The sequence below is a fragment of the Pseudomonas sp. GL-R-26 genome (genome assembly GCF_019947365.1).
Lineage (GTDB): Bacteria > Pseudomonadota > Gammaproteobacteria > Pseudomonadales > Pseudomonadaceae > Aquipseudomonas.
On sequence record NZ_JAGYGI010000019.1, the window covers coordinates 75,213 to 101,898 of the forward strand.

Annotated in this window: 26 protein-coding genes and 1 pseudogene; 8 read left to right on the forward strand and 19 right to left on the reverse strand. The window is 62.7% G+C overall.

Annotated elements, in window-relative coordinates; translation table 11 throughout:
* Positions 1–2: 2 nt before the first annotated feature.
* Positions 3–1,109 carry an NAD/NADP-dependent octopine/nopaline dehydrogenase family protein gene (locus KGA96_RS19905; protein ID WP_046038248.1) on the forward strand — a complete coding sequence of 369 codons (1,107 nt, stop codon included), beginning with the start codon at positions 3–5 and terminating at the stop codon, positions 1,107–1,109.
* Positions 1,109–2,107, forward strand: coding sequence for a 3-hydroxybutyryl-CoA dehydrogenase (locus KGA96_RS19910; protein WP_046038247.1), 999 nt, complete (start codon positions 1,109–1,111; stop codon positions 2,105–2,107). The genes KGA96_RS19905 and KGA96_RS19910 overlap by 1 nt, the downstream gene beginning before the upstream one ends.
* A gap of 57 nt (positions 2,108–2,164) precedes the next feature.
* Here the strand turns inward: KGA96_RS19910 and KGA96_RS19915 are convergent, their stop codons facing one another.
* The gene (locus KGA96_RS19915; RefSeq protein ID WP_046038246.1) at positions 2,165–2,866 is read right to left on the reverse strand and encodes an EthD domain-containing protein; all 702 of its coding nucleotides are present in this window, start codon (positions 2,864–2,866) and stop codon (positions 2,165–2,167) included.
* A 515-nt stretch (positions 2,867–3,381) separates the two neighbouring features.
* Between KGA96_RS19915 and crcB the strand changes: the two genes are divergently transcribed.
* Positions 3,382–3,762, forward strand: a complete 381-nt coding sequence (gene crcB / locus KGA96_RS19920; protein ID WP_046038245.1) for a fluoride efflux transporter CrcB — start codon at positions 3,382–3,384, stop codon at positions 3,760–3,762.
* Between the two features lie 14 nt (positions 3,763–3,776).
* Positions 3,777–4,118 (forward strand): DUF190 domain-containing protein, encoded by a 342-nt coding sequence (locus KGA96_RS19925; RefSeq protein WP_080925270.1) that lies wholly within the window; start codon positions 3,777–3,779, stop codon positions 4,116–4,118.
* A gap of 114 nt (positions 4,119–4,232) precedes the next feature.
* Here KGA96_RS19925 and KGA96_RS19930 read toward each other — a convergent pair.
* Positions 4,233–4,325: pseudogene (locus tag KGA96_RS19930) on the reverse strand (GNAT family N-acetyltransferase); the annotation flags it as partial.
* A 124-nt stretch (positions 4,326–4,449) separates the two neighbouring features.
* Between KGA96_RS19930 and KGA96_RS19935 the strand changes: the two are divergent.
* The gene (locus tag KGA96_RS19935; protein ID WP_223514539.1) at positions 4,450–4,815 is read left to right on the forward strand and encodes an NIPSNAP family protein; all 366 of its coding nucleotides are present in this window, start codon (positions 4,450–4,452) and stop codon (positions 4,813–4,815) included.
* A 217-nt stretch (positions 4,816–5,032) separates the two neighbouring features.
* Here KGA96_RS19935 and KGA96_RS19945 read toward each other — a convergent pair whose 3' ends face one another.
* From KGA96_RS19945 to KGA96_RS19960, 4 genes are all read right to left on the reverse strand, one after another.
* Positions 5,033–6,064, reverse strand: a complete 1,032-nt coding sequence (locus tag KGA96_RS19945) for a flavin reductase (protein WP_046038241.1) — start codon at positions 6,062–6,064, stop codon at positions 5,033–5,035.
* 292 nt (positions 6,065–6,356) lie between these two features.
* Positions 6,357–7,391, reverse strand: a complete 1,035-nt coding sequence (gene dmpG, locus KGA96_RS19950) for a 4-hydroxy-2-oxovalerate aldolase (protein WP_046038239.1) — start codon at positions 7,389–7,391, stop codon at positions 6,357–6,359.
* Between the two features lie 22 nt (positions 7,392–7,413).
* Positions 7,414–8,301, reverse strand: coding sequence for an acetaldehyde dehydrogenase (acetylating) (locus KGA96_RS19955; RefSeq protein ID WP_046038238.1), 888 nt, complete (start codon positions 8,299–8,301; stop codon positions 7,414–7,416).
* Positions 8,302–8,333: 32 nt separating this feature from the next.
* Complete coding sequence (locus KGA96_RS19960) at positions 8,334–9,161, reverse strand: fumarylacetoacetate hydrolase family protein (RefSeq protein WP_080925268.1); 828 nt, start codon at positions 9,159–9,161, stop codon at positions 8,334–8,336.
* A 283-nt stretch (positions 9,162–9,444) separates the two neighbouring features.
* Here KGA96_RS19960 and KGA96_RS19965 point away from each other — a divergent pair, with 283 nt between their 5' ends.
* Positions 9,445–10,242, forward strand: a complete 798-nt coding sequence (locus KGA96_RS19965) for a DODA-type extradiol aromatic ring-opening family dioxygenase (protein WP_046038236.1) — start codon at positions 9,445–9,447, stop codon at positions 10,240–10,242.
* Here KGA96_RS19965 and KGA96_RS19970 read toward each other — a convergent pair.
* The 13 genes from KGA96_RS19970 to KGA96_RS20030 form a co-directional block, all read right to left on the reverse strand.
* A complete protein-coding gene (locus tag KGA96_RS19970) occupies positions 10,239–10,622 on the reverse strand; it encodes a nuclear transport factor 2 family protein (RefSeq protein ID WP_223465059.1) in 384 nt (127 codons plus the stop codon). The two genes, KGA96_RS19965 and KGA96_RS19970, sit on opposite strands and share 4 nt — an antisense overlap.
* 196 nt (positions 10,623–10,818) lie before the next feature.
* A complete protein-coding gene (locus KGA96_RS19975) occupies positions 10,819–12,027 on the reverse strand; it encodes an MFS transporter (protein ID WP_185754742.1) in 1,209 nt (402 codons plus the stop codon).
* 7 nt (positions 12,028–12,034) lie between these two features.
* A complete protein-coding gene (locus KGA96_RS19980) occupies positions 12,035–12,787 on the reverse strand; it encodes an enoyl-CoA hydratase/isomerase family protein (RefSeq protein ID WP_259674426.1) in 753 nt (250 codons plus the stop codon).
* 79 nt (positions 12,788–12,866) lie between these two features.
* Complete coding sequence (locus tag KGA96_RS19985; RefSeq protein ID WP_046038230.1) at positions 12,867–13,634, reverse strand: enoyl-CoA hydratase/isomerase family protein; 768 nt, start codon at positions 13,632–13,634, stop codon at positions 12,867–12,869.
* Positions 13,631–14,803: an acetyl-CoA acetyltransferase gene (locus KGA96_RS19990; RefSeq protein ID WP_046038229.1), complete on the reverse strand. Its 1,173-nt coding sequence runs from the start codon at positions 14,801–14,803 to the stop codon at positions 13,631–13,633. Before KGA96_RS19990 ends, KGA96_RS19985 begins: the two co-directional genes overlap by 4 nt.
* On the reverse strand, positions 14,800–15,180 hold the full coding sequence (locus tag KGA96_RS19995; RefSeq protein WP_046038227.1) for a Zn-ribbon domain-containing OB-fold protein: 381 nt from the start codon (positions 15,178–15,180) through the stop codon (positions 14,800–14,802). Before KGA96_RS19995 ends, KGA96_RS19990 begins: the two co-directional genes overlap by 4 nt.
* Positions 15,173–15,640 carry a MaoC/PaaZ C-terminal domain-containing protein gene (locus tag KGA96_RS20000; RefSeq protein WP_046038225.1) on the reverse strand — a complete coding sequence of 156 codons (468 nt, stop codon included), beginning with the start codon at positions 15,638–15,640 and terminating at the stop codon, positions 15,173–15,175. Before KGA96_RS20000 ends, KGA96_RS19995 begins: the two co-directional genes overlap by 8 nt.
* Positions 15,637–16,116 carry a MaoC family dehydratase N-terminal domain-containing protein gene (locus tag KGA96_RS20005; RefSeq protein WP_223514543.1) on the reverse strand — a complete coding sequence of 160 codons (480 nt, stop codon included), beginning with the start codon at positions 16,114–16,116 and terminating at the stop codon, positions 15,637–15,639. The genes KGA96_RS20000 and KGA96_RS20005 overlap by 4 nt, the downstream gene beginning before the upstream one ends.
* A gap of 13 nt (positions 16,117–16,129) precedes the next feature.
* On the reverse strand, positions 16,130–18,247 hold the full coding sequence (locus KGA96_RS20010) for an acetate--CoA ligase family protein (RefSeq protein WP_223465067.1): 2,118 nt from the start codon (positions 18,245–18,247) through the stop codon (positions 16,130–16,132).
* 33 nt (positions 18,248–18,280) lie between these two features.
* Positions 18,281–19,039, reverse strand: a complete 759-nt coding sequence (locus KGA96_RS20015; RefSeq protein ID WP_223444049.1) for an SDR family NAD(P)-dependent oxidoreductase — start codon at positions 19,037–19,039, stop codon at positions 18,281–18,283.
* Positions 19,040–19,056: 17 nt separating this feature from the next.
* A complete protein-coding gene (locus KGA96_RS20020; protein WP_223514546.1) occupies positions 19,057–20,187 on the reverse strand; it encodes an acyl-CoA dehydrogenase family protein in 1,131 nt (376 codons plus the stop codon).
* Positions 20,188–21,216, reverse strand: coding sequence for an acyl-CoA dehydrogenase family protein (locus tag KGA96_RS20025; protein WP_223465069.1), 1,029 nt, complete (start codon positions 21,214–21,216; stop codon positions 20,188–20,190).
* A 118-nt stretch (positions 21,217–21,334) separates the two neighbouring features.
* Positions 21,335–23,080, reverse strand: coding sequence for an FAD-dependent oxidoreductase (locus tag KGA96_RS20030; protein ID WP_223465070.1), 1,746 nt, complete (start codon positions 23,078–23,080; stop codon positions 21,335–21,337).
* A 340-nt stretch (positions 23,081–23,420) separates the two neighbouring features.
* On the opposite strand from KGA96_RS20030, the gene KGA96_RS20035 reads away from it, so the two are divergent.
* On the forward strand, positions 23,421–25,064 hold the full coding sequence (locus KGA96_RS20035; protein ID WP_046038216.1) for a DUF1302 domain-containing protein: 1,644 nt from the start codon (positions 23,421–23,423) through the stop codon (positions 25,062–25,064).
* Positions 25,065–25,134: 70 nt separating this feature from the next.
* Positions 25,135–26,484, forward strand: a complete 1,350-nt coding sequence (locus KGA96_RS20040; protein ID WP_046038214.1) for a DUF1329 domain-containing protein — start codon at positions 25,135–25,137, stop codon at positions 26,482–26,484.
* The last annotated feature ends 202 nt before the right edge of the window (positions 26,485–26,686 follow it).

Below are 26,686 nucleotides of genomic sequence, written 5' to 3' on the forward strand. Positions count from 1 at the left end.
GCATGAATATTACTGTGCTGGGTGGTGGTCACGGCTGTTACGCCGCTGCTGTCGAAATGGCTGAAAAGGGGCACCAGACCCGCCTGTGGCGTAGAGACTCCGCCGCGCTCAAGGAACTGCTGGCCATCGGCAGCCTGACCATCAAGGACTACAAGGGCACTCGCAAATTGTCCGTCGGAAAGCAGGGCGACAAGCTGTCGTTCACCGACGACCTGGCCGAAGCCCTGGGCGATGCGCAACTGGTGATCATCCCGCTGCCGTCGACCTCCCACGAAGACCTGGCCAAACACGTGGCGCCGCACCTGCACGACGGTCAGGTGGTGTTCCTGCCGCCGGGCACTTTCGGCAGCTTCGTGTTTGCCAAGGCCATGGCCGATGCGGGCAACCGGAGCAAGGTTGCCTTCGCTGAAACCGGCACGCTGCCGTACCTGGTACGCAAACACGGCGCCAGCGACCTGGTGATCAGCGGCTACGCCACCCGCCTGCCGACCGGCGTATTCCCCAGCAATCTGTCCGAGCATGCTTTTGCGGTGCTGCGTGAAGCCTACCCGAGCGTCGAGCCGATTGAAGATGCCCTGAGTGGTGCGCTCATGAACGCCGGCCCCATCATCCACCCGCCGCTGATCATGATGAACGCAGGTCCCCTGGAGCATTTCGAGGCCTGGGACATTCACAACGAAGGCACCCAACCGTCGATTCGTCGCGTGACCAACCAACTGGATGCCGAGCGCATGGCCGTGCGCGAAGCACTGACCTACGGCGCGCCGCACTTCCCGCTGGCCGATCACTACAACACCACCGAAGGCGATGAGTGGATGTACGGTCGCGGTGCCCACGGCAAGCTGACCGACAGCGGTGACTGGCGCGAAGACATCGACCTGCAGAAACATCGCTACATGCTCGAAGATACCCGCCTGGGCCTGTCCTTCCTGGTGTCCGTCGGCCGCTGGGCCGGTGTGCCGACTCCGGTGGCGCAGGGCTTGCTGAGCATTGCCTCGGTCGTCGCGGGTCGTGATCTCTACGCCGAGGGCCGCACCCTGGAAAACCTCGGTCTGGCCACGCTGAACCGGGCGCAGATGACCGAACTGCTGACCAAGGGCTACAACTGATGAACGCCGCGCTGCCCCAAGTCAGCGTGGTCGGCGCTGGCCGGATGGGCGAGGGCATTGCCCTGGCGTTCATCCATGCGGGCCTGCCGGTGACCCTCATCGATATCAAGGATCGCGCCGAGGAAGAGCGGCACGGCTACTTCGAGCGTGTGCGCAACAACATCCGCAGCGAATTGCAGATGCTGGTAAGACTCGGCGTGCTCCAACTGGAACAGGCGGACATCGCATTGTCCCGGTTGACGCTGCAATCCAGATCAGAGGCCGTAGAAGCTTTGCGCCAGTGCGACCTGGTGTTCGAAGCGGTACCGGAAGTCATCGCGGTCAAGCAGCAGACCTTCGCCTGGGTCAGCGAGCATGTCCCGGCATCGACCATCATCGCGTCGACCACCTCGACGTTTCTGGTCACCGAGTTGAGCGAAATGGTCAGTGAGCCGCAGCGCTTTGTGAACGCGCACTGGCTCAATCCGGCGTACCTGATGCCGCTGGTGGAAGTCAGCCGCAGCGAAGCGACCTGCCCGCAGGTGGTCGAACGGTTGCTGCAACTGCTCAAGCGTATCGGCAAGGTGCCCGTGGTGTGCAATCCGGTGGCTGGCTACATCGTGCCGCGCATCCAGGCATTGGTGATGAACGAAGCCGCACGGATGGTGGAAGAGGGCGTGGCCAGCGCAGAAGATATCGACACGGCGGTACGCGTCGGGTTTGGTTTGCGCTTCTCGGTGCTGGGCCTGCTTGAGTTCATCGACTGGGGCGGCGGCGACATTTTGTACTACGCCTCGCGTTACCTGAGTGGAGCGCTGTCACCGCGCTTCGAGTCGCCACAGGTGATCGCCGACAACATGCAAAACGGCCGCAATGGCTTGCGCGATGGCCAGGGTTTCTACGACTACCGAGACATGGACGTGGACGCCTACAAGCAGCAGCGCCTCGGCGACTTTGTGCGCAAGCTGGAGTTGTCGGGATTGACGCCAGCGTTCGATGGCGCCTTGAAGCAGGTTTGAGCATCAGGGCCCGGAGGCTGGGCCCTGACACGCTTCACGCATGACGATTTCCCGCTCCTACAGACAGTACTGGCTGGTGGGCAGCACGTCGATCTTGTCGAAATCGATGAAGTGGCTGCAGCTGTCCATCATCGCCGCCAGGTTGCGCTGGAATTTTGCTTCGTCTCCCGCCGCATCGAAAAAGGCCATGGGATCGGTCATGGCCGCTGGCGGAAAACACTCTTCGACGATGGCATCGATCCGTGGGGCGCCGTGGGTCAGTGCCGACACCACCAGGTTTTGCACGTACTGGAAGTTGGCTTGCGTGTCCACGGCCACTGCCGTGTGATGGTTGCGCCAGATGTCCAGCCAGGCCTCTGGGGTCAGGCGTGGAGGGCGGGTCAGCAGGGCCAGTTGGGCAAACCCGTGGGTACGCTCACCGGGTGTTGCAGGGAAGCGAGTATTGGCGATGGCGACCGACTCGCAGACCAGGTAGGCGGCCATGCGCGCGGTTGCCGCGCTGATCAATTGGTCGAACGGGAGACGAGCCGGCCCGTTGGCACTGTCCAGCCACAGCGACAGGCTACCATCGGGCAATGGCCGGTTGTTTTCCTGGCGCAGGCCGGCGGCTGGCTGCACATCGGCATCGGCCAGGTTCAATTGCACACCACGGGCACCGAGTGCCTGCAATTGCCCGGCGACCTCACTGCGCAGGCGACGGGCGAAGGTATCAGGACTGACTTGAGTATCACGCCACAGCAGATAGATGACTTTTTCCACAGCTATCAAGCTCCTCGTTGCGGTTGATGGATGGCGCAGCGGTCGTGCTGCCTGGTGCATCCGGATGACCGAAAATCCTCGGCGTCATAGTCAATCAAGGGCAGCCCCGGGTAATACCTCAAACAGACTATTGACCCGCAATATGAGGGCAATGGCTGAGGCTTCAGGTTCGGGCTCGACGCCGGGCAGCCCTGGAGAACAGCAGCTAAGCTCTCTTGCGCCGGGGCGACAGTGGAAGTATTGCCTCGGGATGTCTATTTCCGGCAAGGGGGCCACCCGTCATGAGTGCCGAACAGCGTCATTACAGTCCGCCGACCCTGCTGGTGGTCGATGACACGCCTGATAGCCTGATGCTGATGATGCCTACGTGAACCCTGGACAGGGTGCGTAGGTATGTCGCCCTGTCCTCCAACTTAGGACAGGATCGTGATTTCAATCTCCCCGTTCATCCCCCATCTGTTCATCCAGTTGTCAGAGATTTCTCGCCTGTTCATGCCGATAGGAGACGCGCAGCTATGCTGAAGTCATTGCTCGTTATCGCTATCGGCGCATCACTTGGAGCCTGGTTACGCTGGTTGCTGGGTATCAAACTCAATGCCCTGTTCCCAACTGTTCCGCCGGGCACCCTGATTGCCAACATGGTTGGGGGATACATCATCGGTTTAGCGATTGCCTTCCTGGCAGCAACGCCATCGCTGAGTCCCGAATGGCGACTACTGATCATCACCGGCTTCTGTGGGGGGCTGACAACCTTCTCTACGTTCTCAGCTGAAACTGTCACCTTGATTCAGGAGGGCAGATTGTTTTGGGCGATTGGTGCCATATCGCTCCACGTCGCTGGCTCACTGGTGATGACTGCCGCAGGGCTTCTCTCGTTTCAATTTGGCACACGCTAAAGAGGTGATCAGTCATGAAAGGGTTTCTGGTGATTTTCTTTACCCAACAGAACCGCCGTCATCATGGAAAAATGCTCGGTGACTGGCTTGTCGATCTGGCCAAAGAAATGGGGCTGCGTGGAGCCACTCTGGCAACCGGTATTGAAGGCTTCGGACATTCGGGAAAACTGCATTCCTCGCATTTTTTTGAGCTGGCTGATCAGCCAACCGAGATCCGTCTGGCAATTACTGAAGAAGAGTTCACTCGCTTGTTTGAGCGCCTTGAGGCCGAGGAAATTTCCTTGTTCTACATAAAAGCCCCAATTGAATTTGGAGCCGTTGGCATGCGGGCTGATCCAGACGATCGCGCAGGTTGAAATGTGAGCATATGGATTGCTGCAAGGAGATGCCTGCTTTTGGCCGATTTCTGCCTGCCACGACCGGCTGAAACCGACCCGTTGCGGTCGCTCATATGAAGGGAATCCCCCCTGCACGCGCATTCCCATCTCGAGTGCACGTGTCTCAAACCCCAACTCTGTGTACAGGCGCGTGGCTCGTGCATTGAACGTCCACACAGACAGCCTTCGATTGCCGACGCAGCGGGCGAGTGAGATTACGCAGCTGCTGCCGCACAACTGGACTCCAGCCAAATAACGTAAGCTGGGATGTACGGATGCTCACGTTGAAACTCCACATGGAAGACTTGGAATGACTCGAATTATTGAAATCCTGATGTACACCTTGAAGCCAGGATCGGGATTGGATTTTCATCGAATAATGCAGAATGTAAGTGTTCCGCTTCACCTGGAAGCTGGCATAGATGTCGTTTCTTATGGCGGCTCATTACATGATTGTGACAGCTATCACCTGATTCGCTCCTATGAAAGCGAGAGCCATCGCCTAGCATCTCAAGATATTTTTTATGCAAGCGCTGCCTGGAAACAGGGCCCGCGAGCAGACATTATCAGTCGGATTGAAGTCAGTACAACGACAGTTATGGCGCTCACTCGAGACGTAATTGATGCCATCAGAGCTTCCGTAGTTCTATCTAAAGCCGATGCTCAATCAGCGTAGCCATCGGCAAAAGTATCAGGACGGTAGCCTCTCGGCGGTCAGTGCTGGTGAAGCAGTGTTGCCGGCATCCGAGCTGAGCGATGCGCTCAAGCAGATTCGTGAATTGCAGCGGATGCTGGGCATTCAGTACCAGGTTCATACAAAGACTCAGTGTTGCGAGCTCCAGCGATGTGAACCGTGAGATCAAGGTTTCTTTCGCAGAGCTAGCGGGACAGCCTCAGAACCAGCGATAGGGGATAAGCGGACTGTGGATCCTCACGAAGCGACTCAGTAGGGTACGTAGCGCAATGGTCTCGGGGACTCCGAGCTGTCGCATCATCGTTTCCTCCACCTGCTGACTCTGGCTGATGATGCGAGCGACGACTTTCTTGCCTTCAGGTGTCAGGAAAATTTGCGCGTGGTCCTCATCGTCCGGTGAGGTGCGTTCGTCATCGATGCGAATCAACCCTCTCGCTGCCAGGTCGTTTAACGATTCAGGGCCGACTTCCCGTCCGGTGTACGCGGCGAGGGAAATCAACTCGTGGTAGGTGCGTCCTTCCCGCGTACCCAGTGCACTGAGGACCAGGTACTCGATGTTGTTGAGTTTGAGCTCAGAGGCATGTTCCTGCGTCCTGGCGGAGAAGTGCAGGTATGCGCTGGCCAGCAAATAGCCAAGGGGGCTGGCTTCGCTGACGTTACGAGGGTCCTCGTCAGGAGGTGGCATGATGGTTTGCGCGGTGCTGGTGGCGATGGCGTAGTTGCCACTCTGGAATACCAGCGGAGGGGTATCGGACTTGTCGAACTTGAGTACTTCGCCCACCAGGATGATGTGGTCGCCGCCATCGTAGATATGGGCCGTGCGGCACTGCAGCCGAGTGGTGCAGCCGGCCAGCAGCGGCGCCGAGCCCAGGCCGCCCTCGTACTCGATTCCGTCGAACTTCTCCGGCCCGGAGACGCTACGGGCGAAACGCGCCGAGAGTTCGCCCTGGTCGTGGGCGAGGATATGCACAGCCCAGTGGCTGGCGTTTTCGAAGGTGGCGAGGCTCTGTGATTTGCGAGCCAGGCTCCAGAGCACCAGTGGAGGGTCCAGGGACACAGAGTTGAAACTATTGGCCGTTACGCCGACGGGGGCATCGTCCTGGTCGCGAGCTGTAATGATGGTGACACCCGTGGTGAACGTCCCCAGAGCGTGGCGAAACTCCCGGGGATCCAGTGTGGTACTGCCATGTTTCAGCTGGCCGGCTTGTGAGCGTTGTGCGTTGTCATTCATGCCCGTTTTCCTCTGGTACTGGGAGCCGTATCTGTGGCTTGAATTGTCTAACGTGCAGCACTTTCCAGCATGGTCAGAACGGACGATGTTTGTTGATATCGAGGTGATTTCAAAACTGCGTGAGGGCCAAGGAAAGCGGGCATGGACGAGATTTTTGTGGCTCAGGCTGGATGTCGATTGAAATGGACCTGATCTGCGCGATTTCGTGTGCGCTGGACATTGATTTCATGGGAAAAAAAGCCCCCGTAAGGGGGCAGGGGTAAACGATGTCTGATGTCGGGACCTGGCAGCGTCAGTGGCTGATTGCGCGTTCACGCGCCATGTCCAGTGCCAGGTCCTCGATCATGTCCTCCTGGCCGCCGACAGTCTTGCGTCGGCCCAGTTCCAACAGGATCTCGTGGGAGGGCACGCCGTACTTCTTTGCGGCACGTTTGGCGAACAGCAGGAACGAGGAGTAGACGCCAGCGTACCCTAGCATCAGCGAGTCACGGTCGACCCGGACGATGTGCTCCATCATCGGGAACACCTTCTCTTCGGCGACATCAGCGAGCTTGAACACGTCCACGCCCGTAATGATGCCCAAGCGATCGCAGACCGCATTGAAGACTTCCAGCGGCGTGTTGCCGGCACCGGCACCTAGGCCAGCGGCGGAGCCGTCGATGCGATTGGCACCGGCTTCAATGGCTGCCAGCGAGTTGGCTATGCCCATGCCGAGGTTGTGGTGGCCGTGGAAGCCCAGTTCGGTTTCCGGTTTCAGCGCCTGGCGAACCGCGTCGATGCGCACGCGAACGTCTTCGGGCAGCATGTACCCGGCCGAGTCCGTGATGTAGAGACAGTTGGCGCCATAACTTTCCATCAATTTGGCCTGTTTCACCAAGCCGTCGGCGTCGAGCATGTGTGCCATCATCAGGAAACCGACCGTATCCATGTCCAACTTGCGGCCGTACTGGATGTGCTGCTCGGAAACGTCGGCCTCGGTGCAATGGGTTGCCACGCGAATGGTGTGTACGCCGCAGTCATGTGCCATCTGCAGGTGATCGACGGTGCCGATACCGGGCAGCAGCAGGGCCGATACCTTGGCCTGTTTCATTTGCGCGATGACCGCCCGCAGGTACTCCTCGTCGCTGTGTGCCGCAAAGCCGTAATTGACGGAGGCGCCGCCCAGGCCATCGCCGTGGGTGACTTCGATCAGTTGAACACCGGCTGCGTCCAGGCCGGTGGCCACATCCACCATCTCCTGCAGGGTGATCTGGTGGCGCTTTGGGTGCATGCCGTCGCGTAATGACATGTCGTGCAGTTTGATTTGCTTGCCGCGTAAAGAGGTCATGGCAATTTCCATTCGAGAGTGGTTAGGCGTTCAGCATGTCTTCGGCAAACATTTCCGCGGTACGGGCGGCGGCCGCGGTCATGATGTCCAGATTGCCGGCGTACTTGGGCAGGTAGTCGCCCAGGCCCTCCACCTCCATGAAAATCGACACGCGATTGCCATCGAATACCGGTCCGTTTTTCAACGTGTAGCCGGGCACATACTTCTGTACTTCCTTGATCATTGCGTGCACCGATTGGGTGATAGCCTCGCGATCCGGTTCGCTTTCGGTCAGGCAGTGAATGGTGTCGCGCATGATCAGCGCAGGTTCGGCCGGGTTGATCACGATGATCGCCTTGCCTTCCCTGGCTCCACCGACCTTGACCACCGCGCCGGCAGTGGTGCGGGTGAACTCGTCGATATTCTTGCGGGTGCCGGGGCCGACCGAACGCGACGACACCGTCGCCACGATCTCGCCATAGGCAACGGGCTGCACACGTGACACCGCGTGGACCATGGGAATGGTCGCTTGTCCCCCGCAGGTCACCATGTTGACGTTCAGCACCTGCTTGCCCAAGTGATCGGCCAGGTTTACCGGTGGCACGCAGTACGGGCCGATGGCCGCAGGCGTGAGGTCGATCATCAGCACGCCCAGTTCATTGAGCTTGCGCGAGTTCTCGGCATGTACGTAGGCGGAGGTCGCGTCAAAGGCGATCCGGATGTCGTCGGCCTTGACGTGGGGCAGGAGCCCATCGACGCCTTCGCAGGTGACGTTCAGGCCCATTTCCCGGGCGCGCTTCAAACCGTCGGATTCGGGGTCGATCCCGACCATCCAGACCGGCTCCAGCACTTTGCTGCGTTGCAGTTTGTAGAGCAGGTCGGTACCGATGTTGCCGGGTCCGATCAGGGCGCATCTGATTTTGCGTGTCATGGCCAGTTCTCTCGCATCTAGGGAGGGCAGAGTCAGTCGGTGAAGCGAATCGAGGCGCAACCGATACCCGTAATGGTCAGCTCGAAGTGGTCGCCAGCTTTTACGGGTACCAGGGGAACCAGCGATCCCGACAGGATGATTTCGCCAGCGAGCAGGGGCATGCCGAAGGTACCCAAGGTATTGGCCAGCCAGGCCACGGCCTCGGCTGGGTGCCCTTGCACGGCCGAGCCAAGCCCACTGGAGTGTGGCTCTCCGTTGCGCTTCATATCCAGGCGGACATTGGCGAGGTCGAGGCCGGCAGGGGAGACGCGCGGGCTACCCAGGACGAAGACACCGCAGGAGGCGTTGTCGGCAATGGTGTCCTGTATGGATATCTTCCAGTCGCAGATGCGCGAATCGACGATCTCAAAGCAGGCCATGACCGAGTCAGTGGCTTGCAGCACATCCCCCAGGGTGACGCCGGGGCCCATCAGGTCGTGCTTGAGGATGAAGGCGATTTCACCTTCTGCACGGGGCTGGATGAGGTTGGCCTGGCTAAGGCTGACGCAGGCATCGTTATCGAAATGCATGCGGTCGGTGAGGAAGCCGAAGTCCGGTTGGTGGACGCCGAGCATTTCCTGCACGGCTTTGCTCGTCACTCCGATTTTCTTGCCGATGACCTGCTCGCCGTCGGCTTTACGCTGTTCCAGAATGGCCAGTGAGATGTGGTACGCATCTTCGATATCCAGCGAATCGGTGGTGGTCAGCGGCTCGATCGTCTCGCCATTGCGTAGCGCCCTGTAGAGACGTTCGGCAAGTCGCTGGCGCAGTCGCGTTTTTTCCTGCGAGGCACTGGAGGTGGGTTCGATTACGGGGGGCATTGGACTGTCCTCTTGTCGGGCTTGTCCAAATCATGCCGGATGTGTCGGCGCGTGCCCTCACCCGCATGCAGTAGTTTCAGCACTCTTTCTGCATCACTGCATTACTACGGAGTCGTGGTAATCAATCTGGACGAGGCGTCCGGGGTTGAGAAGACCGCACACTGGCGACAAATTACAGGTGGCCAACCAACCCGTTACTGGCGTGCGTCCTGAGCCTGGCGCTCTCTCTGCCAGCAGCGTCATCAATCCTGTTCCTGTTCCTGTTCCTGAGGTTGCATCTTCAATGAGCCTTCCGAGTCTGTTCATTCCTCATGGGGCGGGTCCCTGCTTCTTCATGCGCTGGGACTTCGGCCCGGCCGAGATGTGGCATTCACTGGGGGCATGGCTGCAGGGCCTGGCGTCGAGCCTGCCGGAACGGCCGAAGGCCATCCTGGTCGTTTCCGCTCACTGGGAGGCAGAGCGCTTCACGCTGACGTCCAGTCCGGCCCCTGACCTGATCTACGACTACAGCGGATTCCCGGCGCACACCTATCGACTGCAATACCCGGTCGCCGGCGCACCCTGGCTGGCCAGGGATGTGTGCGAACGCTTGCGCGGCGCAGGGCTACCGGCAACGCTCGACGACACACGTGGACTGGATCACGGTGCGTTCATCCCGTTCAAACTGATCTATCCGCAGGCGGATATCCCGATGCTGCAGCTGTCACTGCGCAGCGATCTGGACCCGGCAGCGCACCAGACTGCCGGGGCGGCGCTGGCGGGTTTGCGAGAGGAGGGGGTGTTGATCGTGGGCAGCGGCATGTCTTTCCACAATATCCGTGCATCTGCAGAGGACCTGGCTGCGCGGGCGCAGGCATTCGATGACTGGTTGCTCGATACGCTGATGGGGACGCCGGAGGAACGCAGTCAACGCCTGTGCCATTGGGTCGAGGCACCGCAGGCGCGTTTCGCCCATCCGCGCGAGGAACACTTGCTTCCGTTGCTGGTGGCTTGCGCTGCAGCAGGTGACCAGCCCGCGCGGCGCGTTTACGCCGAGCGGCTGGGGGGCCTCGTCGCGGTCTCGGCTTATCGCTTTGGCTAGTCGTTGCGGCTGTCGGAGGGGGCCTTGATCTCGATGTCGCCTGGGCCGAAATAGGCGCGCATGGAGGTGATGAGCCCGGCTTCGTCGAAGGTCATCACATCGATGACCCGCACCCGCGCTTCGCCCTGGGGTAGCTTCACCACGGCATCGAAAGCCATTGCGCCAGCATCGCCGTGAGAGGCGCGGACCGGTGCGCAGAGCTGCAGGGTGGCACCGTTGGCCATGGCGCTGCGGTAGAACTCGACGATTTGCGTCTTGCCCTCGCGCGGCGACGAGCCGTACGGGTCTTCCACCGTTGCGTCGTCGTGGTAGAGGGCGGTGATGGCTTCCAGGTCATTGCGGTTGAAGGCGTCGATGTAGGCCTGAAGGGCGCTTTTCATTTGGATTTCCGTTGGCATGTCTACTCCTTGCTCAGGCGATTGCCTGCTGGTTTATGGCGGATGTGGTTTGCGTAAGCGGTTGGAACTCCACCCTGGTCAGATGCACCGAGGCTTCCCACAACCCGGCCGCCACCTCTTCGCAACTCACGGGAGAACTGCAGGTTGGCGCGGATCAAGGCCGATTGGCTGCGCTCGCTCATGGGGTGCTCCCCAGGTTCTTGTCGTGGGGGATGGCCAGTGTCGTCAAGGCGGCCAGTGCCAGCAGAGCGGCGGTGCAGCCGAGAGCGAGGGCGTAGGAGTGCCGCTCGGCGAGCACCCCGATGAGAATGGGGCCGATGACCATGCCGAGGTCGGCGGCCATCTGGTAGCCGGCTATCACCGTACCCCCACGGCCATCGGCGGCGTCACCGGCGACTGCGGCTGCGGCAGTGGTGCAGAAGGCGGTTCCGAGCCCCATCAGTGCGAGCCCGCCCAGGTAGGTTGCCAGCGATTGCCCGCCCTGGATGAGCAGGAAACTGCTCAGTACCAGGGACATGCCCACCATCAGGCTTGGCTTGCGGCCCCAGGTGTCCACCCATCGGCCAGCCTTGGGCAGTAGCAGTGTCTGGGTCAGAGCACCGACAGTCAGACCGATGCCGATCCATTTCGCCGGCTGGTTGAGCACCGTCAGCAGGAACAGCGGCAGGACGGAAACCCTGACCCCGTAAACGGCAAAGCCGATCGCGAAATTGCTGGCGATCGCGGATCGGTAAGAGGCCAGGCGTAGCGCCTGGCCAAAGCTGACCGCCGCTTGTCCGGAGTCGCTCGCCGCGCTGTGACCGTGGCGCAGGTGGCGCAGCAGCAGTGCCGCGACCAGGGCCGCCGTTCCCGTTCCGGCTCCGTAGAGGAAGAACGGCAGGCGCACAGACATGTCCACGAACAGGCTGCCGATGGCGGGACCGGCGACCGTCCCGACGTAATAGGCACCCATGAACAGCCCCGCCGCCCGCCCCCGGTGGCTGGGGGCGGTGGTGCGCAGCATGAGGCTCATGGCCGATACGCTGTAAAGGATCGAGCCCATTCCGCACAGACCGCGCCATGCCAGCAGCTGCTCGGCGGAAGTGGAAAAGCCGGCGGCAACGCTGCCCAGCGCCAGGAGCCCAAGACCGCCGCACAGCAACCGGTACTCGCCCCAGCGATTGACCAGCCTGCCGCCTGGCCAAGCCATCAGCAGGCGGGCGAAGGGGAAGGCCGCAATGATCATGCCGATCATGCTGCTGCCCACCCCTAGCGCCTGGCCGAACAGCGGAATGGCCGGTGACTGGATGCCGAAGCCCACGGCGGAGATAAAGCTGATAACGCACAGGCAGCGCACTTCCGTGGAAATGCCGCCGAGCCAGCCGGTGTCTCCAGCGCCTCTGGACATGCTGTGCTCAGCGCCCATGAAAGACCGGCTGGCGCTTTTGCGCGAAGGCGCTGGAGGCTTCCTTGTGATCTGCGCTGAGGAAGGTCGCCGCTTCCAGCTGCAGCCCGAAGTCGGTCACCAACTGGCTGCGCTGGCGCAGGATCTGGTTCAGCGCGCGCTTGGTGCCCTGCAGCGCGAGAGGAGGGAGGGCGGCCATGCGCTCCGCCATCTGCAGCGCCTGATCATGCAGCTCCGTGGCCGGCATGGCCCGTAAGGCCAGACCCAGCCGGGCGGCTTCGCTGCCACTGAGTCGCTCGCCGGTCATCAGGTAGTACTTGGCGGCACCGAGGGGCATGCCCAGGGGCCAGGCCAGCGCGCCACCATCGCCTGCGACCAGGCCCATGGGCACATGGGTGTCGGCGATCTGGGCGTCGTCGGCGATAAGCACCACATCGCAGAGCAAGGCCAGTGTCGCCCCCAGCCCCATGGCGTAGCCCTGCACCGCGGCGATAATCGGCTGTGGCACATCGAGGAAGCGCTCGATCAGGTTCCCGGCGCCGCGGGTGACCAGGGCCATGGTTTCGCATGGGGTCTGCTCGATGGCCGGCGTCTCGGCAAACGCCTTGACGTCGCCACCGACACAGAAGGCCCGTCCTGCACCCTGCAGCACCACGGCCCGGACGCTGGTGTCGTGGCGCAGGTCGGCAAGGATGGCTTCGAGGCCTTCATGCATATCGGCTCCTACGGCGTTGAGGCGTTCGGGGCGATTGAGGGTCAGCACCAGGACATGGTCCCGGAGTTCGGCGAGGATACTGTTAAAACGTCCGTAATCGGTCATGGGGAAACTCCGTTTTTGTTGTCTATGGGATTGAGCGGCGCCCGAGCTTTTCCAGCATCGCCGCGCGGGCTCGCGCCCGATCGGGATCAAGGACTGCAAGGTTCTGCAGCGTGACTTCGGCCTCCAGTTGCTCAGCCAGGCTGTTGCGTGCGGCCTGGGCCAGGAGGCGCTTGGTCAGCCCAACTGCGAGTCCGGGCTTGGTGGCCAGTTGCTCGGCCATCTCCAACGCGTGTCCCAGCAGCCGTTCCGGGGCCAGCACCTCGCTCACCAGGCCCCACTCGCGGGCCTCTTCGGCGCCCAGCCGGCGATTGCTGGCCAGCCAGGAAAAGGCCCGGGCGTAACCCAGCAGCCGGGTGATGAACCAGCTGCCACCGGCATCCGGGACCAGCCCTATGTCGACGAACGCCGGTACGAACTTGGCGCCGCTGGACGCGATCCGGATATCGGCGGCGCAAGCCAGCGAGAGTCCGGCACCCGCTGCGGCGCCGTTGACGGCGGCGATGACAGGCTTGTCCAGCGCGGCCATTGCCAGGGTGTTCGCATTCAGTGCGTGGCGCAGCGTGCTATGACCCAGTGCCCCGGAGGCGGGTGGCGCGTTGAGGTCGGCACCCGCACAGAAGCCGCGTCCGGAACCGGTCAGCACCACCGCGCGAATCTGTGAATCACCGGCCTCGTGCCAGGCATCGCTGAGCTCGCGGTGCAGCTCGGCATTGAACGCGTTCAACGCCTCAGGGCGGTTGAGTGTCACCAGCAGCACCGCGCCCTGGCGTTCGCGCAAGACAGTGCTCATAACGCTGCTCCCGTGCCGAGGATGGCGGTGACCTGGCTGGAGAACTGACCGCCGTTGCCGTGGGCCAGCGCCAGCTCCACGCCGGCCTGCTGCCGTGCTCCGGCCTCACCGCGCAACTGCCGCGTGGCTTCGATGAGGGCGAAGATGCCGTACATGCCCGGATGGCAGTAGGACAGGCCGCCGCCGTTGGTGTTGACCGGCAGTACGCCTCCCGGGGCGATGCGGCCATCGGCGACGAAGGCACCGCCTTCGCCCTTGGCGCAGAAGCCCAAGTCCTCCAGGAACATGATGGTGTTGATGGTGAAGGCGTCGTAGAGCTGTAGCACGCCGATGTCCGCCGGTCTGACCCCGGCCATGGCGTAGGCTCTGGCAGAGGACTCGACTGCACAGGTGGTGGTCAGATCAGGCATCTGGGAAATGCTGCGGTGCGAGTGCGCTTCGCCCGCGCCGAGCAGGTAGACCGGCGGCCTTGGCAGGTCACGTGCGCGATCGGCACGGGTAACCACCAGGGCACCGCCGCCATCGGTGACCAGGCAGCAATCGCGGATGCTGAGTGGGCTGCAGACCATTTTGCTGTCCAGCACGTCGGTAATACCGAGCGGCCCTTTGTCATGGCAGAAGGCGACGGGGTTGAGTTGCGCCCAGGCGCGCGCGGCGACGGCCACCGCGGCCAACTGCTCGCGGGTCGTGCCGTACTGATGCATGTGCCGGGCGGTGGCCAGGGCGTAGCCGGACACCGGGTGGCGCGGCTTGTAGGGGGCTTCGTAGCTCGGCATCTCCAGTGGCCCGCTCAGCGGCTGCCGACGTTGGGCATCCGCGCGCGGGGTACTGCCATAGACGATCAACGCCGTGTCGCAGAGCCCGGCCTTGAGGGCCGCCGCCGCGTGGAACAGGTAGGACAGGAACGAGCTGCCGCCGATATTGCCGCTATCGCTGTAACGGGGGCGGATACCCAGGTATTCACCCAGGTCCAGGTTCGACATGAAACGGCCGGCGACACAGCCGAACAGGCCATCGACGTCCCGGGTGCGCAGGCCCGCGTCATTCAACGCGCGAACCGCCGCCTGGGCGGCCAGTTCGATGGGGTAGCGCTGTGGCCCGACGTCACCCAGGTCTGATTCGGCGACCCCGACGATAGCGGCAGCGCCGCGCAGATCATGGTGAGTCATGGTCGTTCTCCTTCGTTGAGGTCGAACACCACGCGCGGCTCCTGGCCATCGAGGCGTTCCACCCGCGCCCGGACCCGGGCGCCGATGGGCGGTGCATCGCAACCGGCAACAGTGCTCATCATGCGGAAGCCTTCGTCGAGGTCCACCAGCACGAGGTTGTAGTTGTGTTCCTTGTCGTAGACCACGCTGGACGAATAGAGCGTGCCCAGCCCTTGGCTGTCGCGCAGGTCCAGTTCCACCGAGCCGCAATGAGGGCAGCAGGGGCGCAGATAGAAGACCGCCTGATCGCAGTCGTGGCAGTGCTGATAAGCCAGGGCACCCCGTGCCAGGCCTTCGAGATAGCGCTGGTACGGCGCCGGTTCACGGACATCATTCATGCAGGCTTCCTCCGGGGGTGTCGTAGGTGGCGACGGCGATTGCCGTCAGGACGTCCTGGCGCTGACCGTTGGCTGCTTCGCGCTGCACCAGCAGTTCACAGTTCACCTGCATGCAGTCGGGGCCTTCGGGGTCGATGGCGGTAACCCGGCCGCTGAGGATCAGGGTGTCGCCTGGCCAGACCTGGGAGACGTAGCGCACCGAGTACCTGCGCAGCGCCGCCAGGCCCAGCCAGGAAGTCGCGTAGGCCGAGAGGATGCCAGCCGTCAGCAGGCCATGGCCGAATACGCTGCGGTAGCCGGCGCGGTGGGCAAAGGTCTCGTCGTGGTGGATGGGATTGAAGTCACCACCGGCGCCGGCGTAGCGAACGATGTCGGTTCGGGTGATCGGCCCGACACGGCGCACGGGGGCGGTGTCTCCGATCTGGAAACGAGGCGAAACGTCGTGATTTGTGCTGTTCATGTGGGCAGTACCTCGTGCTCGTCCATGGGCGGCGGTGGGGGCAGTTCGATGATGGTGCTGCGGGCGATCAGCACCAGTTGATCCTGTTTGTCGTAGAAACCCGTCTCGCGCACGATCAGGGTCATCTCGCCCTTGGCGCCCCGCTTGCAGGTCACGTCGGCGATATGCGAGCGGACAGTGAATTCCTCGCCGGCCAGCACCGGTCGCAGGTATTCCCATTCATTGCCACCGGCCAGTACGCGCTTGAGGTCGAGGTTGAGCGGGTTGCCTTCCTGCGGGGGGTGCCAGTGCATGGAGACGGTGCTGAAGGTCGGCGGTGCCGGCAGGGCGCAGAAGCCCTGCCGACGCGCCGCCTCGGGGTCGAAGTAACAGGCATCGGTACAGAGGATCGCCTTGGCAAACTCGGCGATCTTGCCTTCCTCGACCTTGAAGCGGAACGAGGGGAACTGGTAACCGACCAGGGATTGATCTGCCATCGCGTTCACTCCTTCAGTGCGCCGGCCCGGATGACCCGGCCAGCACCACCAGAGCGTCGGCGGCGAAGACCTTGCCGTCGTCGACCCGGATCGGGTTGATGTCGATTTCGCTGACCTCCTCGAGCTCCAGGGCCAGGTTGCCGATGCCAATCATGATGGCGGCGATCTGCGTCTGTTCCTCGGCGCTGAGGCCACGCCGCCCCTGGACCAGGCGACCCTGGAGCAGTTTTCCGAGCGCGACGCGGGCGGTATCGAGCCCGAACGGCGGGCGCAACAGCGTGGTTTCCGCCAGCTGTTCGATCAGCACGCCACCCAGGCCCACCGCCACCATGGGGCCGAACACCGGGTCGCGCTGCAAGCCGCAGGTCAGTTCCATGCGTGCGGGTACCATCTCCTGCACCAGCACGCCGTCGAGGACGGCATGGGGCGCCCGGCGTCGCACTTCGTCGAGCATATTTCTATAGGCTTCACGCACCGCGTCCGGCCCCTGCAGACCGAGGCGGATGGCGCCCACGTCGGACTTGTGCGGCAGCTGATAGGACATGACCTTGAGCACCACCTTGCCGCCGATGCGCGTCGCCGCCGCGATGGCGTCTTCCTCGCTGTGTACCCACTCTTCGCGGGTGATGGGGATGCCGTACTCGGCGAACAGGCGCTTACCCTGGGCCTCCATCAGCACCTGCTCTCCCTGGGGCAACTGCAGGTGCTGTCGCGCGCGCCGGGCACGTTCGGCATCGGGTTCCCGGGCGTGGTCCGCCGCGAGGGACGGTCGCGAGGAGAAACGCTGCAGGGCGGCGAGCGAGCGGGCGATCCTCTGCGGATCGGTGTAGGTCGGCACGCCAGCCTGCTTCAAGGGCTCCACAAGGTCGGTGGACAGCACAGCCATGGGTTTGTCGGTGCGCTGGTAGAGCGCGGCCAGTTCCCTGGCTGCCTCGGTGGCGCGAGCCCAGGTGACCGTGGTGAGCATGTCGACCGAAGGGCTCTGGGCGACCAGGTTCTGCAGTGCGAAAAGAGACTCCTGCTTCACCGCTGCGGTGGTGTCGATGGGGTTGGCCACGCTGCCGAAGAAGGGCGTATGCAGCACACTGAGCATCTGTGCCTGTTCCGCTTCGGGGAAGGTCGGGATATCCAGGCCGTTGAGACTGGCTTCGTCGGCCAGCAATACGCCGGTGCCGCCGGAGGCAGTCATGATCGCCAGGCGTTTGCCGGACGCCCGGCGACCGTCCTGGAAGATCATGCCCAGATCGAGCATCTCCTCCAGGCTGTGAGCCACGATCACGCCGTACTGACGGCAGACTGCATCGAATACATCGACGGCACCGACCACCGACGCGGTGTGGCTCATGGCGGCCTTGGCCGCAGCTTCGGAGCGCCCCGCCTTGAGGACCACCAGTGGCTTGTCGAGCGCCTGGGCACGCCGGGCCGCTTCTATGAATACCTCCGGGTCACGCAGGGTCTCACTGAACGCCAGCAGCACACGAACTTCCGGCCGCTCCACGAGGTAGCGCAAAACGGCCGCGACGTTCACGTCCAGCTCGTTGCCGGTACTGACGAACCAGCCAAGGCGCAGGCCGGTGAGCAGTCCCTTGGTGGTCAGGTAGGAGCCAAAGCCACCGCTCTGGGAAACCAGCGCCACACCGCCACCCGGCGGCAAAGGTTCGTCCGGGGTCAGGGCGAAGTTGGCCATGACGCCCCCGGCGATGTTCAGGTAGCCGATGCAGTTCGGACCAATCACCCGCACGCCGCCAGCCTTGGCCAGCTCTGCGATGCGCTGCTGCAGGGCGGTCCCTTCGGCGCCGGCCTCGGCGAAGCCGGAAGAGAGCAGCGCGACGCCACCCACGCCCTTGGCCACGGCCTGTTCCATGATGCCTTCGACGGCCTGGCAGGCCACCGCGATGACCACCAGGTCCACGGTTCCCGGTACATCGTGCAGGCTGGCGTAGGCAGGGCTGCCCTGGACGCTGTCGTCCTTGGGATGGATCGGGTAGAGCGCGCCGCCGAAGGAGCGCTTGAGGTTGGCGAACAGCAGGCCGCCGATGCTGTAGAGGTTGTTGGAGGCGCCAACCATGGCGATGGAGCGAGGTGCCAGCAGGCGATCGAGATCGGGAGCTGCGGTGTCGATACGAGTCATTGTCGTTGTCCTGTTCCGTGGCGGTTCGCGCGCTTAGCGCACCATCATCGAGCCGCCATCCACCGACAGAACCTGACCGGTGACGTAGGAGGACTCTTCGCTGACGAGATAGAGGAAGGCCGGGGCTATCTCCTCAGGCTCCGCCGAGCGCCGCAGCGGGTGCTGTTTGAGCGCTGCCGCATGGGCTTCGGCGAATTTCGGGTCGTTCATGATGGTCTTGGTCATCTCGGTGGCCGCCGCCGGAGCGATGGCATTGACCAGGATGTTGTACTTGCCCAGCTCGCGGGCGGCGGTGCGCACCATGCCGAGCATCGCGGACTTGGCCGCGGCGTAGTTGATCTGGCCGATGGAGCCGTTCTGTGCAGTGGAGGAAGTGACGAAGACGATGCGCCCCCACTGGCGTTCGATCATGTCGTGGACCACCGCCTGCAGCCAGTAGAAGGAGCCGTGCATGTGCACATCGATCACCTGGTGCCACTCGGCGCCGGTCATCTTGTGCAGCATGGCCGGACGGGTGATGCCAGCGTTGTTCACCAGGATATCGATGGGACCGAGCTCGGCCTTGATGATGGCGGCGGCGGCGTTGACGTCGACCTGGTTGGCAATGTCGCAGCGCACGAACAGGGCTTTGCCGCCCTCGGCATGGATCAGCGCGGCGGTTTCTTCACCGCCACTGACGTTGATGTCGACTATGGCCACGCTGGCGCCTTGCGCCGCATAGCAGCGGGCCACGGCGCGACCGATTCCTTGTGAAGCGCCGGTGATTACGGCGACGCGATTGTTCAAGCGCATGATGGGGCTCCTTGTGGTCAGCGCGGCATGTCGAGCATGCGGGCGAGGATGTTCTTCTGGATTTGCGAGGACCCGCCGTAGACGCTGACCGGGCGCGAGGTGAAGTACTCGGCCAGCCAGCGGGGGGCATTGCCGGTCAGGGCGTCGGCGCCAAGTACGTCGAGCGCGACATGCATGGTGTACTGGGCGGCCTTGGACCAGAGCAGCTTGCCCACTGAGCCTTCCGGCCCGGGATCGCGTCCGGCCAGGCGCAGCGACAGTTGCTGCGCCACGTTCAGGCTCAGCGCTTCGATGTCCACATGGGCGCGCGCCAGCTTATGGCGGGTGCTGGTATCGGCGAGCAGGCCGCGCTCGGCGGCGATCTGTTCGATCTCGCGCAGTTGGCGACGCAGTGCTGAAATGGAGCCGGTGTCCGAAGCGCCACGTTCGTAGGACACCGTCGTCATCGCGATGCGCCAGCCGTCGCCCGGCGCGCCGATGCGCTGGCTCGCGGGAATGCGCACATCATCGAAGAACACTTCGGCGGTTTCCGGTTCGCCGCTGTGCAATACGATCGGCTTGACGGTGAGGCCGGGTGCATCGAGCGGGGTCAGCAGGCAGGAGATGCCCTTGTGCTTGGCCGCGTTGCTGTCGGTGCGTGCCAGCAGCAGGCACCAGTCGGCCTGCAGTGCACCGCTGGTCCACATTTTCTGGCCGTTGACGACGTAGTGGTCGCCGTCCTGCTCGGCGCGGGTGCGCAGCGAGGCCAGGTCGGAGCCGGCACCGGGTTCGCTGAAGCCCTGGCACCACTGCACCTCACCACTGAGCAGGGTGGGCAGAAAGTGTTGCTTCTGCTCTTCGGTACCGTAGGTGAAGATCGCCCGCCCAAGGTAGTTCACCATCGCCGGCAGGCGAGGGGAATCGGCGCGGCCCGCTTCGTCATTGAGAATGGCGTCGAAAGTTGCGGACAGCCCCTGGCCACCGTACTCCTTCGGCCAGTTCAGGCCGATGTAGCCGCTGGCGTAGAGTGCCTTGTGCCAGCTCTTGCTCAGCGCGCGCAGGCCTTGCGGGTCGGTGACTTCGCGCCAGTTGGCGGGAGTGTTGTGCTTGAACCATTCGCGCAGTTCGAGGCGGAATCCGGCCTCTTCGGGGGTATCTCGGTAGTCCATTCAGCGTGCTCCCAGTCGGGCGTCGGCGATTTGCTGCAATTGATGGGACTCGCCGCCGAATAGTCGGGCGTCGAGCAGGGCGCGGCGGGTGTAGACGTGGGCGATGTGCTCCCAGGTCTGGCCGATGCCGCCGTAGACCTGCATCACCGCTTCGGTCACCGGCAGTGCTACGGAAGAGGCGTAGGCCTTGGCGGTGCGTGCGGCCAGCAGTGCCTCGTCGGCGTCCAGTTGGTCCACCGCCCAGGCGGCGTAGCAGGTAATGCTGTGGGCGGCCTGGGCCTGGACGAGCATTTCCGCGCACAGGTGCTGGATGGCCTGGAAGCTGCCGATCAGTGCCCCGTACTGCACGCGCTCCTTGGTGTAGGCCACTGCACCGGCATGGGCGCCGTTGAGTGCGCCGACGATGTCCGCCGCCACGGTGGTCAGGGCCAGGGCGTACCAGCGTTTGAGGGCGTCGGCGTCTATCGGTTGGCCGAGCACCTGCGCTGCGCCATGCGCAGTGCGAAGGTGCAATACGGCGCGAGTCAGGTCGGCCGGGTCGTGGCCCGCAGCAAAACCCTGTTGCAGGCTGATACGCACGAGGCGGCCATCGGCCAGGCCCAGGGCATAGTCGGCGCCTTCGCAATCCCAGGCGATGCAGCCGACTTCGTCGGGGGCGGCCAGACGCTCCAGAGTGCGGTCCAGCAGCAGCGCATAGCGGGTTTCACCGGCGGCGAGTTCTTCGATCAGTTCGTACGGGGCGTCTGCCTGGGCGAGCAGCTCGCTGGCCAGTACGGCGGAGGCGAAGGGTTGGGGAACCAGGGTTTCGCCCAAGGCCTGGGCGGCGATCATGACTTCCACACCGGAGGCGAGTGGAGTGCCGTTGTCACGCATGCGCAGGCCGAGCAGGCCCACTTCGGTGAGTTTCTGCCAGTCCCGTTGGGCGTCGCGGGTCTGGAGATCATGCGGGTTGGCGATGCCAATGGACTGCGCCAGGCGTTTGGCCGAGTTTTCAAACATCTGCTGTTCGTCGTTGAATAGCGCGAGCACGGGTGGGCTCCTTCTTTGAGTCGTGAATGGGTCGACTGCGAGGTATCTGGTACTTGTTGCCCATGCCGGACTCATTTTTCATGAGCCCCGGCCTGGGTGTCATGCCGCAAACGCAGTACTAGACGCGGGCCACGGACGGCGTGGCGGCTGCAAGCTGCGTGGAGCGGGCAATGTGGTTGGCCGCGCGGTAGCCGAATGTGAGCGCAGGGCCGAGTGTGCCGCCCGCGCCGGGGTAGGAGTCCGCCGTCACCGCGCCCGAGGCGTTGCCGATGGCGTAGAGGCCGGGGATCGGCTGACCTTCGACGTCCAGTACGTTGGCGTCGCGATCGACTTTCAGGCCACCCTTGGTGCCGAGGTCGCCGAGGTCGACGCGAATCGCGTAATAGGGCGCCCGGTCGAGCGCGCCCAAGCTCGGATTCGGCTGGTGCCGGGGGTCGCAGTAGAAGCGGTCGAAGCTGTGGTGACCGCGATTGAAATCGAGGTCGACGCCGGTTTTGGTGTAATCGTTGAAGACCGACACTGTATTTTCCAGGGTGGCGGGATCGATAGCGATCTTGAGGGCCAGTTCGCCAATGGAACCGGCGCGGTAGAGCACACTGTCCCACCACTCGGGAGGCAGGCTTGCGTCCGGCATGATCGAGCCGGGCATGATCCGGCCGAGGATGTTCTTCTTGCGATAGTTGGCATCGAAGATGAACCAGCAGGGTGTGTTTGCGCCGGTGCTGGCGCCGTCCTTGATCATCGCGTGGCCGAAGTCGTTATAGGACATGGCCTCGTTGGCGAAGCGCCTGCCCAGGCGATTGACGCAGAGGCTGTGGGCATAGCTGCGTTCGATGAAAAGCGCGCTGCGCATGTTCACGTTCGGCGTGTCCGCCGCCGGGATGCGTACGGTCGGCGCCCACCAGGCTTCGTGGAGGAACTCGGTGTCCGCGCCGATGTTCTGGCCGGCAATCAGCGCATCGCCGGTGTTGTTGTGCATGGGCGTCACGCTCCACTCCACCTGTGTCTGGACCGGCAGGTGGGCGGTGCGCAGCGGCTGGCTCTGTTCGAAACCGCCGGATGCGACGATCACCGCCTGGTTGGCAAGGATGCGGTACTCGTTGCAGTCCTGGCTGACGACCGCTCCCTGGACGACACCATTGTCGACAATGAAATGCTCCAGGCGGGTGTTGAGCAGCAGCTCAACCCCGCGTTCCTGCAGACCGATGCGCAGACCGGCGATGAGGGCGCTGCCCATGGTGACGCGTCGGTCACGGCGGGTCTTCAGGCGCCAGCCGATGTCCGACCAGTAGTTCCAGATCAGCGAGAAGATCTTGCGTTTCCAGCCCGTGGCGCGGGCGCCCAGCAATTGGCCGTCGTAGTAGTCCAGAGCGATGCGACCGAACAGTTTGGCGCCCATGTCGGCTTCACGCAGGGCGAAGAAGTCATCTCCCAGCACTCCGGCATCCACCGGCTCGACGAACATGGTGCGGCCGTTGTCCGAGGCGCCCGGCAGGTGCTGACAGTAATCGGCGTAGCCGGTGACGGCGTTGTACTTCACCCCGATCTGCTGACGCATGTACTCGACCATTTCCGGTGCCGAGTCGAGATAGGCACGAAGTTTCCCTTCCGGGACCCGGCCTTTGGTGCAGGCCCTGAAGTAGGTCAGCGCCTGTTCGTAGTTGTCCAGCCCCTGGATTCCTGAGTTGTTGGGGATCCAGATGCCGCCGCCGGACAACGCGGAGGTACCGCCGTAGCGATCACTCTTCTCAATGACGATGACCTTAAGTCCGAGGTCATGGGCACGGTTGGCGGCGAGCAGGGCGCCCGCCCCGGAACCGACCACCAGGACCGCGCAGTGCTTGTCCTCGATGAATGCATTCATGGCATGCGATCTCCGTTGTCACGCGCCAGCGGGGGCGCTTTCCTGTTCTGGGGAGCGAAGGCCGCCGCCGGTTTTCGGTGGCGCTGCTTCGATGCACATAGGTTGATCGCGATGCCTCTACGTAATCATCAACCGTATGCAGTAGATGAGCTCATTCGTTGAGCACGATGCAGACATGAGGGGAGGATTTATTTTATTGGCTACTGCAAACGGTTGATGTTGGCACTGGGTCGTTGTGTTGAAACTGGTTCCGAAGTCGCGGCCCGGGGAACCGGCCAGGGCTGTCATCAGGACAAGTTGAACAAAAAACAAAACCAGACTTGGACTTGCGGAGCACAACATGCACAAGACAGAGAAGGCTGCGACCCAGGGTGGTCGCAGGCTATTGGCGCCGATGCTGTTGCTCGGTGCAGTGGTCAGCCCCTTGGCCCATGCCATATCCATCGATACCGGCAATCCCGACCTGCAGATCAACTGGACCACGGACTTGCGTCTTGGGCTTGGGTGGCGCGCGGAGTCGATCGACTCGCATCTGGGCGACGATCCCAACAACCAACAGTCTGAGTACTCCACCCACAGCGGCGAGATGTGGAAGCGGCGCCTCGATGTGCTGACCGAGATGGACGTCATCTACAAGGACGATTATGGCGTTCGCGTCAGTGCCACGGGTTGGTACGACAACGCTTACGACGATCATGACCTGAAGGGCAACCCCGACCTGCAAGGAATCTCCGATAACGCCGACGGCAAGCTTTCGCGGCAGGCGCAGCGATACTACAACGGCCCGTCTGGCGAGATTCTCGACGCATTCGTGTTCGGTGCCTTCAATATGGGCAGCATCCCTGTGTCGGTGAAGGCAGGCCAGTACGCGCTGATTTGGGGTGTATCCCAGGTCAATGGCAGTGACGCGATTTCCTGGAGCCAGCAGCCCGCCAACTTCCAGAAGGGGGCGGAGATCCCCGGAGCTTCGCCGAAGGAGCTGGCTTTGCCGCTGCCGCAGCTGTCTTTCCAGAGCCAACTGAGTGACACGGTCTCCCTGTCCGGCTACTACCACCTGGATTGGAAGCCGAACCGGCAGAGCGAGGGCGGTACCTTCCTGGGCGGACCAGACTTTTTGTATAGCGACGATGGCCGGATTTTTGCGGCTGCCGTGCCCGGCTTCGGCAATATCTACATCAACCAGGGCAACATCATCGAACCTGATGACAAGCAGAAGGGCAACTTTGGCATGCAGTTGAGCCTGAGTCCGGACTGGTACGGCGGCACCGTCGGTCTGGTGTATCGCCACCTGGATGAGATGCAGCCGTGGCCGGTCAATTTCGCGGTTGACCCAAGTGAAATCACTGGCCTGCGCTTCCATCAGGTGTACAACCGTGGTGTCGACCTTTTCGGCGCCTTCACCAACTTCAGTTGGCAGGACATCAGCTGGGGGGCAGAGGTTTCCTATCGCCGTGGCACTGCGCTGGATAGCACCGGGGGGCCGCTGCCAAATGGCAGCCTCGACGGTGCGACCGGCAATACCTGGCATGCCCTGTTCAATACCCAGGCGTCGATGCCCGTGTTGCCGCTGTACGACACCGGGGTCGTGGTTGCGGAGCTCTCCTACACCTATCTGGACAAGGTGACGCACAATAAATCTGTCTTCAACGAGTGTGCCGACGACCTGGACGGCCCTGGCTGCGGCAGTCGCAACGCCAGCAGCTTCTCGTTGATCCTGCTGCCAACCTGGTTGCAGGTACTGCCCGGCGTCGACCTGACCGGCAACCTGACCTTGGCCGGCTATGGCCTGCATGGCAATTCACCGGTCCCGACAGGGTCTGCGGAGCGCGCGTATGCCTGGTCGACCGGCGTCACTGCCGACATCAACATGCGGTACAAGGTTGGCCTCCTCTATTCGGATGCCGGAGATGCCCAAGAGCGCCTCGGTGCGATGGGCAGTACGGACCGCGGTCGTATCACCCTGACTTTCCAAACCAGTCTGTAAGGTCCTTGCGCCCCGACGGGGCGGGAGGGGTTGCGCGTGCTCGTGGGGCGCGCCCAAAGAGGAGAAAAAGATGAAAATCAGTCAAATCGCCTTGTCACTTGCGTTGTCCCTGCCGCTGTCGATGTCCGCTCTGGCCACTGTTTCCACCGAAGAAGCCGCGCAGCTCGGTGGTGACAAACTGACCGGTATCGGTGCCGAGCGGGCGGGAAGTGCCGATGGCAGCATTCCAGTCTGGACGCCGAACTGGAAGGGGCCGGACATGCCCCAGGAGGGCGGGATCTACCCCGATCCCTTTCCCGGCGAAAAACCGCAGTACAGCATCAGTGCGGCCAACATGGCGCAGTATGCGGACAAGCTCAGCGAGGGCACCAAGGTGCTGCTCTCCCGCTGGCCGGACTTCAAGGTCGAGGTCTATAAGAGTCATCGGGTAGTCGACTTCCCCGATTGGCTGAAGGAAGACACCGCCAAAAACGCCACCCGCGTGCAGAACACGAGCGACGGCTCCGATCTGAACGGTGCCATGGGGGGGTATCCGTTCCCGATTCCCAAGAGCGGCGCCGAGGTGATCTGGAATCACAATCTGCGCTACTACGGACCGGCATATCGCTCCACGTTCTCGGGTTATCTGATCGACTCGTCGGGTAATCGCGTCATGACCCATGAGTTGGAGAACTATACGGAGTCGCCTTATCACGAGCACCCGGATGAGCCTGCCCAGTACTTTCAGCGCCGTCTGAGCACCTATATCGGTCCGCCGCGCAGCGTGGGTGAAAAGTCGCTCAACTATATGGTGACGAACTTCAAGAAGGATGGGCGCAACAAGAACTGGATCTACAACCAAGGGCAGCGTCGTGTGCGCCTGACTCCGGACTTCGGCTACGACATCCCGATGGCCATGGCCGGCGGGGCGTATTTTTTCGACGAGCTCGGGATGTGGGAGGGGCAGCTGGACCGCTTCGACTTCAAGCTGGTTGGCAAGAAAGAGATGCTGGTTCCGTACAACAACTACAAGTTCATCATGCATAGCTCGCCCGAGCAGGCCTATGGCAAGCAGTTTGCCAACCCTGATCTGGTTCGCTGGGAACCCCATCGTGTCTGGGTAGTAGAGGCGACGCTGAAGCCGGGAATGCGCCATGCACAGAGCAAGAAGGTGTTCTACGTGGATGAGGACAGTTGGTCGATCGTTCTTTACGAGGGCTACGACCAGGCCGGGAAGATGATGCGTTCAGCCCAGGGCCTCCTGACCTACGACTGGAATACCAAGTCTGTGCCTAACACGCCCATGATCATCTACGACCTGGGAAAGGGGCAGTACGGCAGCTCCATGCATCTGGCGGGTGGTACTGGTTACGTTCGTGTTCCGCGCTGGCCCAACAGCAAGATGACACCGGATTCCATGGCGGGCAGCGGCATTCGTTGAGTGCGCGGTGGCATCGATATCCGGTGCCACACCCCGTCACCTCCCTAGCGACACCGGCCGGTGTCGCTTTTTTATGTGCGCCGTCTGGCCGGGCTCATCGTATCTACCCGTACCGCGGGCCTGCGCCTGGGCGGTCTTTCCATTTTCCATGCGCACGGATGACCAATACGCGTTTTTTTTCAATGCCTACTGCAGATGGGGC

Coding starts and splice junctions, on each gene's coding strand:
- KGA96_RS19905 (WP_046038248.1), top strand. CDS start 3: ATGAATATTACTGTGCTGGGTGGTGGTCACGGCTGTTACGCCGCTGCT.
- KGA96_RS19910 (WP_046038247.1), top strand. CDS start 1,109: ATGAACGCCGCGCTGCCCCAAGTCAGCGTGGTCGGCGCTGGCCGGATG.
- crcB (WP_046038245.1), top strand. CDS start 3,382: ATGCTGAAGTCATTGCTCGTTATCGCTATCGGCGCATCACTTGGAGCC.
- KGA96_RS19925 (WP_080925270.1), top strand. CDS start 3,777: ATGAAAGGGTTTCTGGTGATTTTCTTTACCCAACAGAACCGCCGTCAT.
- KGA96_RS19935 (WP_223514539.1), top strand. CDS start 4,450: ATGACTCGAATTATTGAAATCCTGATGTACACCTTGAAGCCAGGATCG.
- KGA96_RS19945 (WP_046038241.1), bottom strand. CDS start 6,064: ATGAATGACAACGCACAACGCTCACAAGCCGGCCAGCTGAAACATGGC.
- dmpG (WP_046038239.1), bottom strand. CDS start 7,391: ATGACCTCTTTACGCGGCAAGCAAATCAAACTGCACGACATGTCATTA.
- KGA96_RS19955 (WP_046038238.1), bottom strand. CDS start 8,301: ATGACACGCAAAATCAGATGCGCCCTGATCGGACCCGGCAACATCGGT.
- KGA96_RS19960 (WP_080925268.1), bottom strand. CDS start 9,161: ATGCCCCCCGTAATCGAACCCACCTCCAGTGCCTCGCAGGAAAAAACG.
- KGA96_RS19965 (WP_046038236.1), top strand. CDS start 9,445: ATGAGCCTTCCGAGTCTGTTCATTCCTCATGGGGCGGGTCCCTGCTTC.
- KGA96_RS19970 (WP_223465059.1), bottom strand. CDS start 10,622: ATGAAAAGCGCCCTTCAGGCCTACATCGACGCCTTCAACCGCAATGAC.
- KGA96_RS19975 (WP_185754742.1), bottom strand. CDS start 12,027: ATGTCCAGAGGCGCTGGAGACACCGGCTGGCTCGGCGGCATTTCCACG.
- KGA96_RS19985 (WP_046038230.1), bottom strand. CDS start 13,634: ATGAGCACTGTCTTGCGCGAACGCCAGGGCGCGGTGCTGCTGGTGACA.
- KGA96_RS19990 (WP_046038229.1), bottom strand. CDS start 14,803: ATGACTCACCATGATCTGCGCGGCGCTGCCGCTATCGTCGGGGTCGCC.
- KGA96_RS19995 (WP_046038227.1), bottom strand. CDS start 15,180: ATGAATGATGTCCGTGAACCGGCGCCGTACCAGCGCTATCTCGAAGGC.
- KGA96_RS20000 (WP_046038225.1), bottom strand. CDS start 15,640: ATGAACAGCACAAATCACGACGTTTCGCCTCGTTTCCAGATCGGAGAC.
- KGA96_RS20005 (WP_223514543.1), bottom strand. CDS start 16,116: ATGGCAGATCAATCCCTGGTCGGTTACCAGTTCCCCTCGTTCCGCTTC.
- KGA96_RS20010 (WP_223465067.1), bottom strand. CDS start 18,247: ATGACTCGTATCGACACCGCAGCTCCCGATCTCGATCGCCTGCTGGCA.
- KGA96_RS20015 (WP_223444049.1), bottom strand. CDS start 19,039: ATGCGCTTGAACAATCGCGTCGCCGTAATCACCGGCGCTTCACAAGGA.
- KGA96_RS20020 (WP_223514546.1), bottom strand. CDS start 20,187: ATGGACTACCGAGATACCCCCGAAGAGGCCGGATTCCGCCTCGAACTG.
- KGA96_RS20030 (WP_223465070.1), bottom strand. CDS start 23,080: ATGAATGCATTCATCGAGGACAAGCACTGCGCGGTCCTGGTGGTCGGT.
- KGA96_RS20035 (WP_046038216.1), top strand. CDS start 23,421: ATGCACAAGACAGAGAAGGCTGCGACCCAGGGTGGTCGCAGGCTATTG.
- KGA96_RS20040 (WP_046038214.1), top strand. CDS start 25,135: ATGAAAATCAGTCAAATCGCCTTGTCACTTGCGTTGTCCCTGCCGCTG.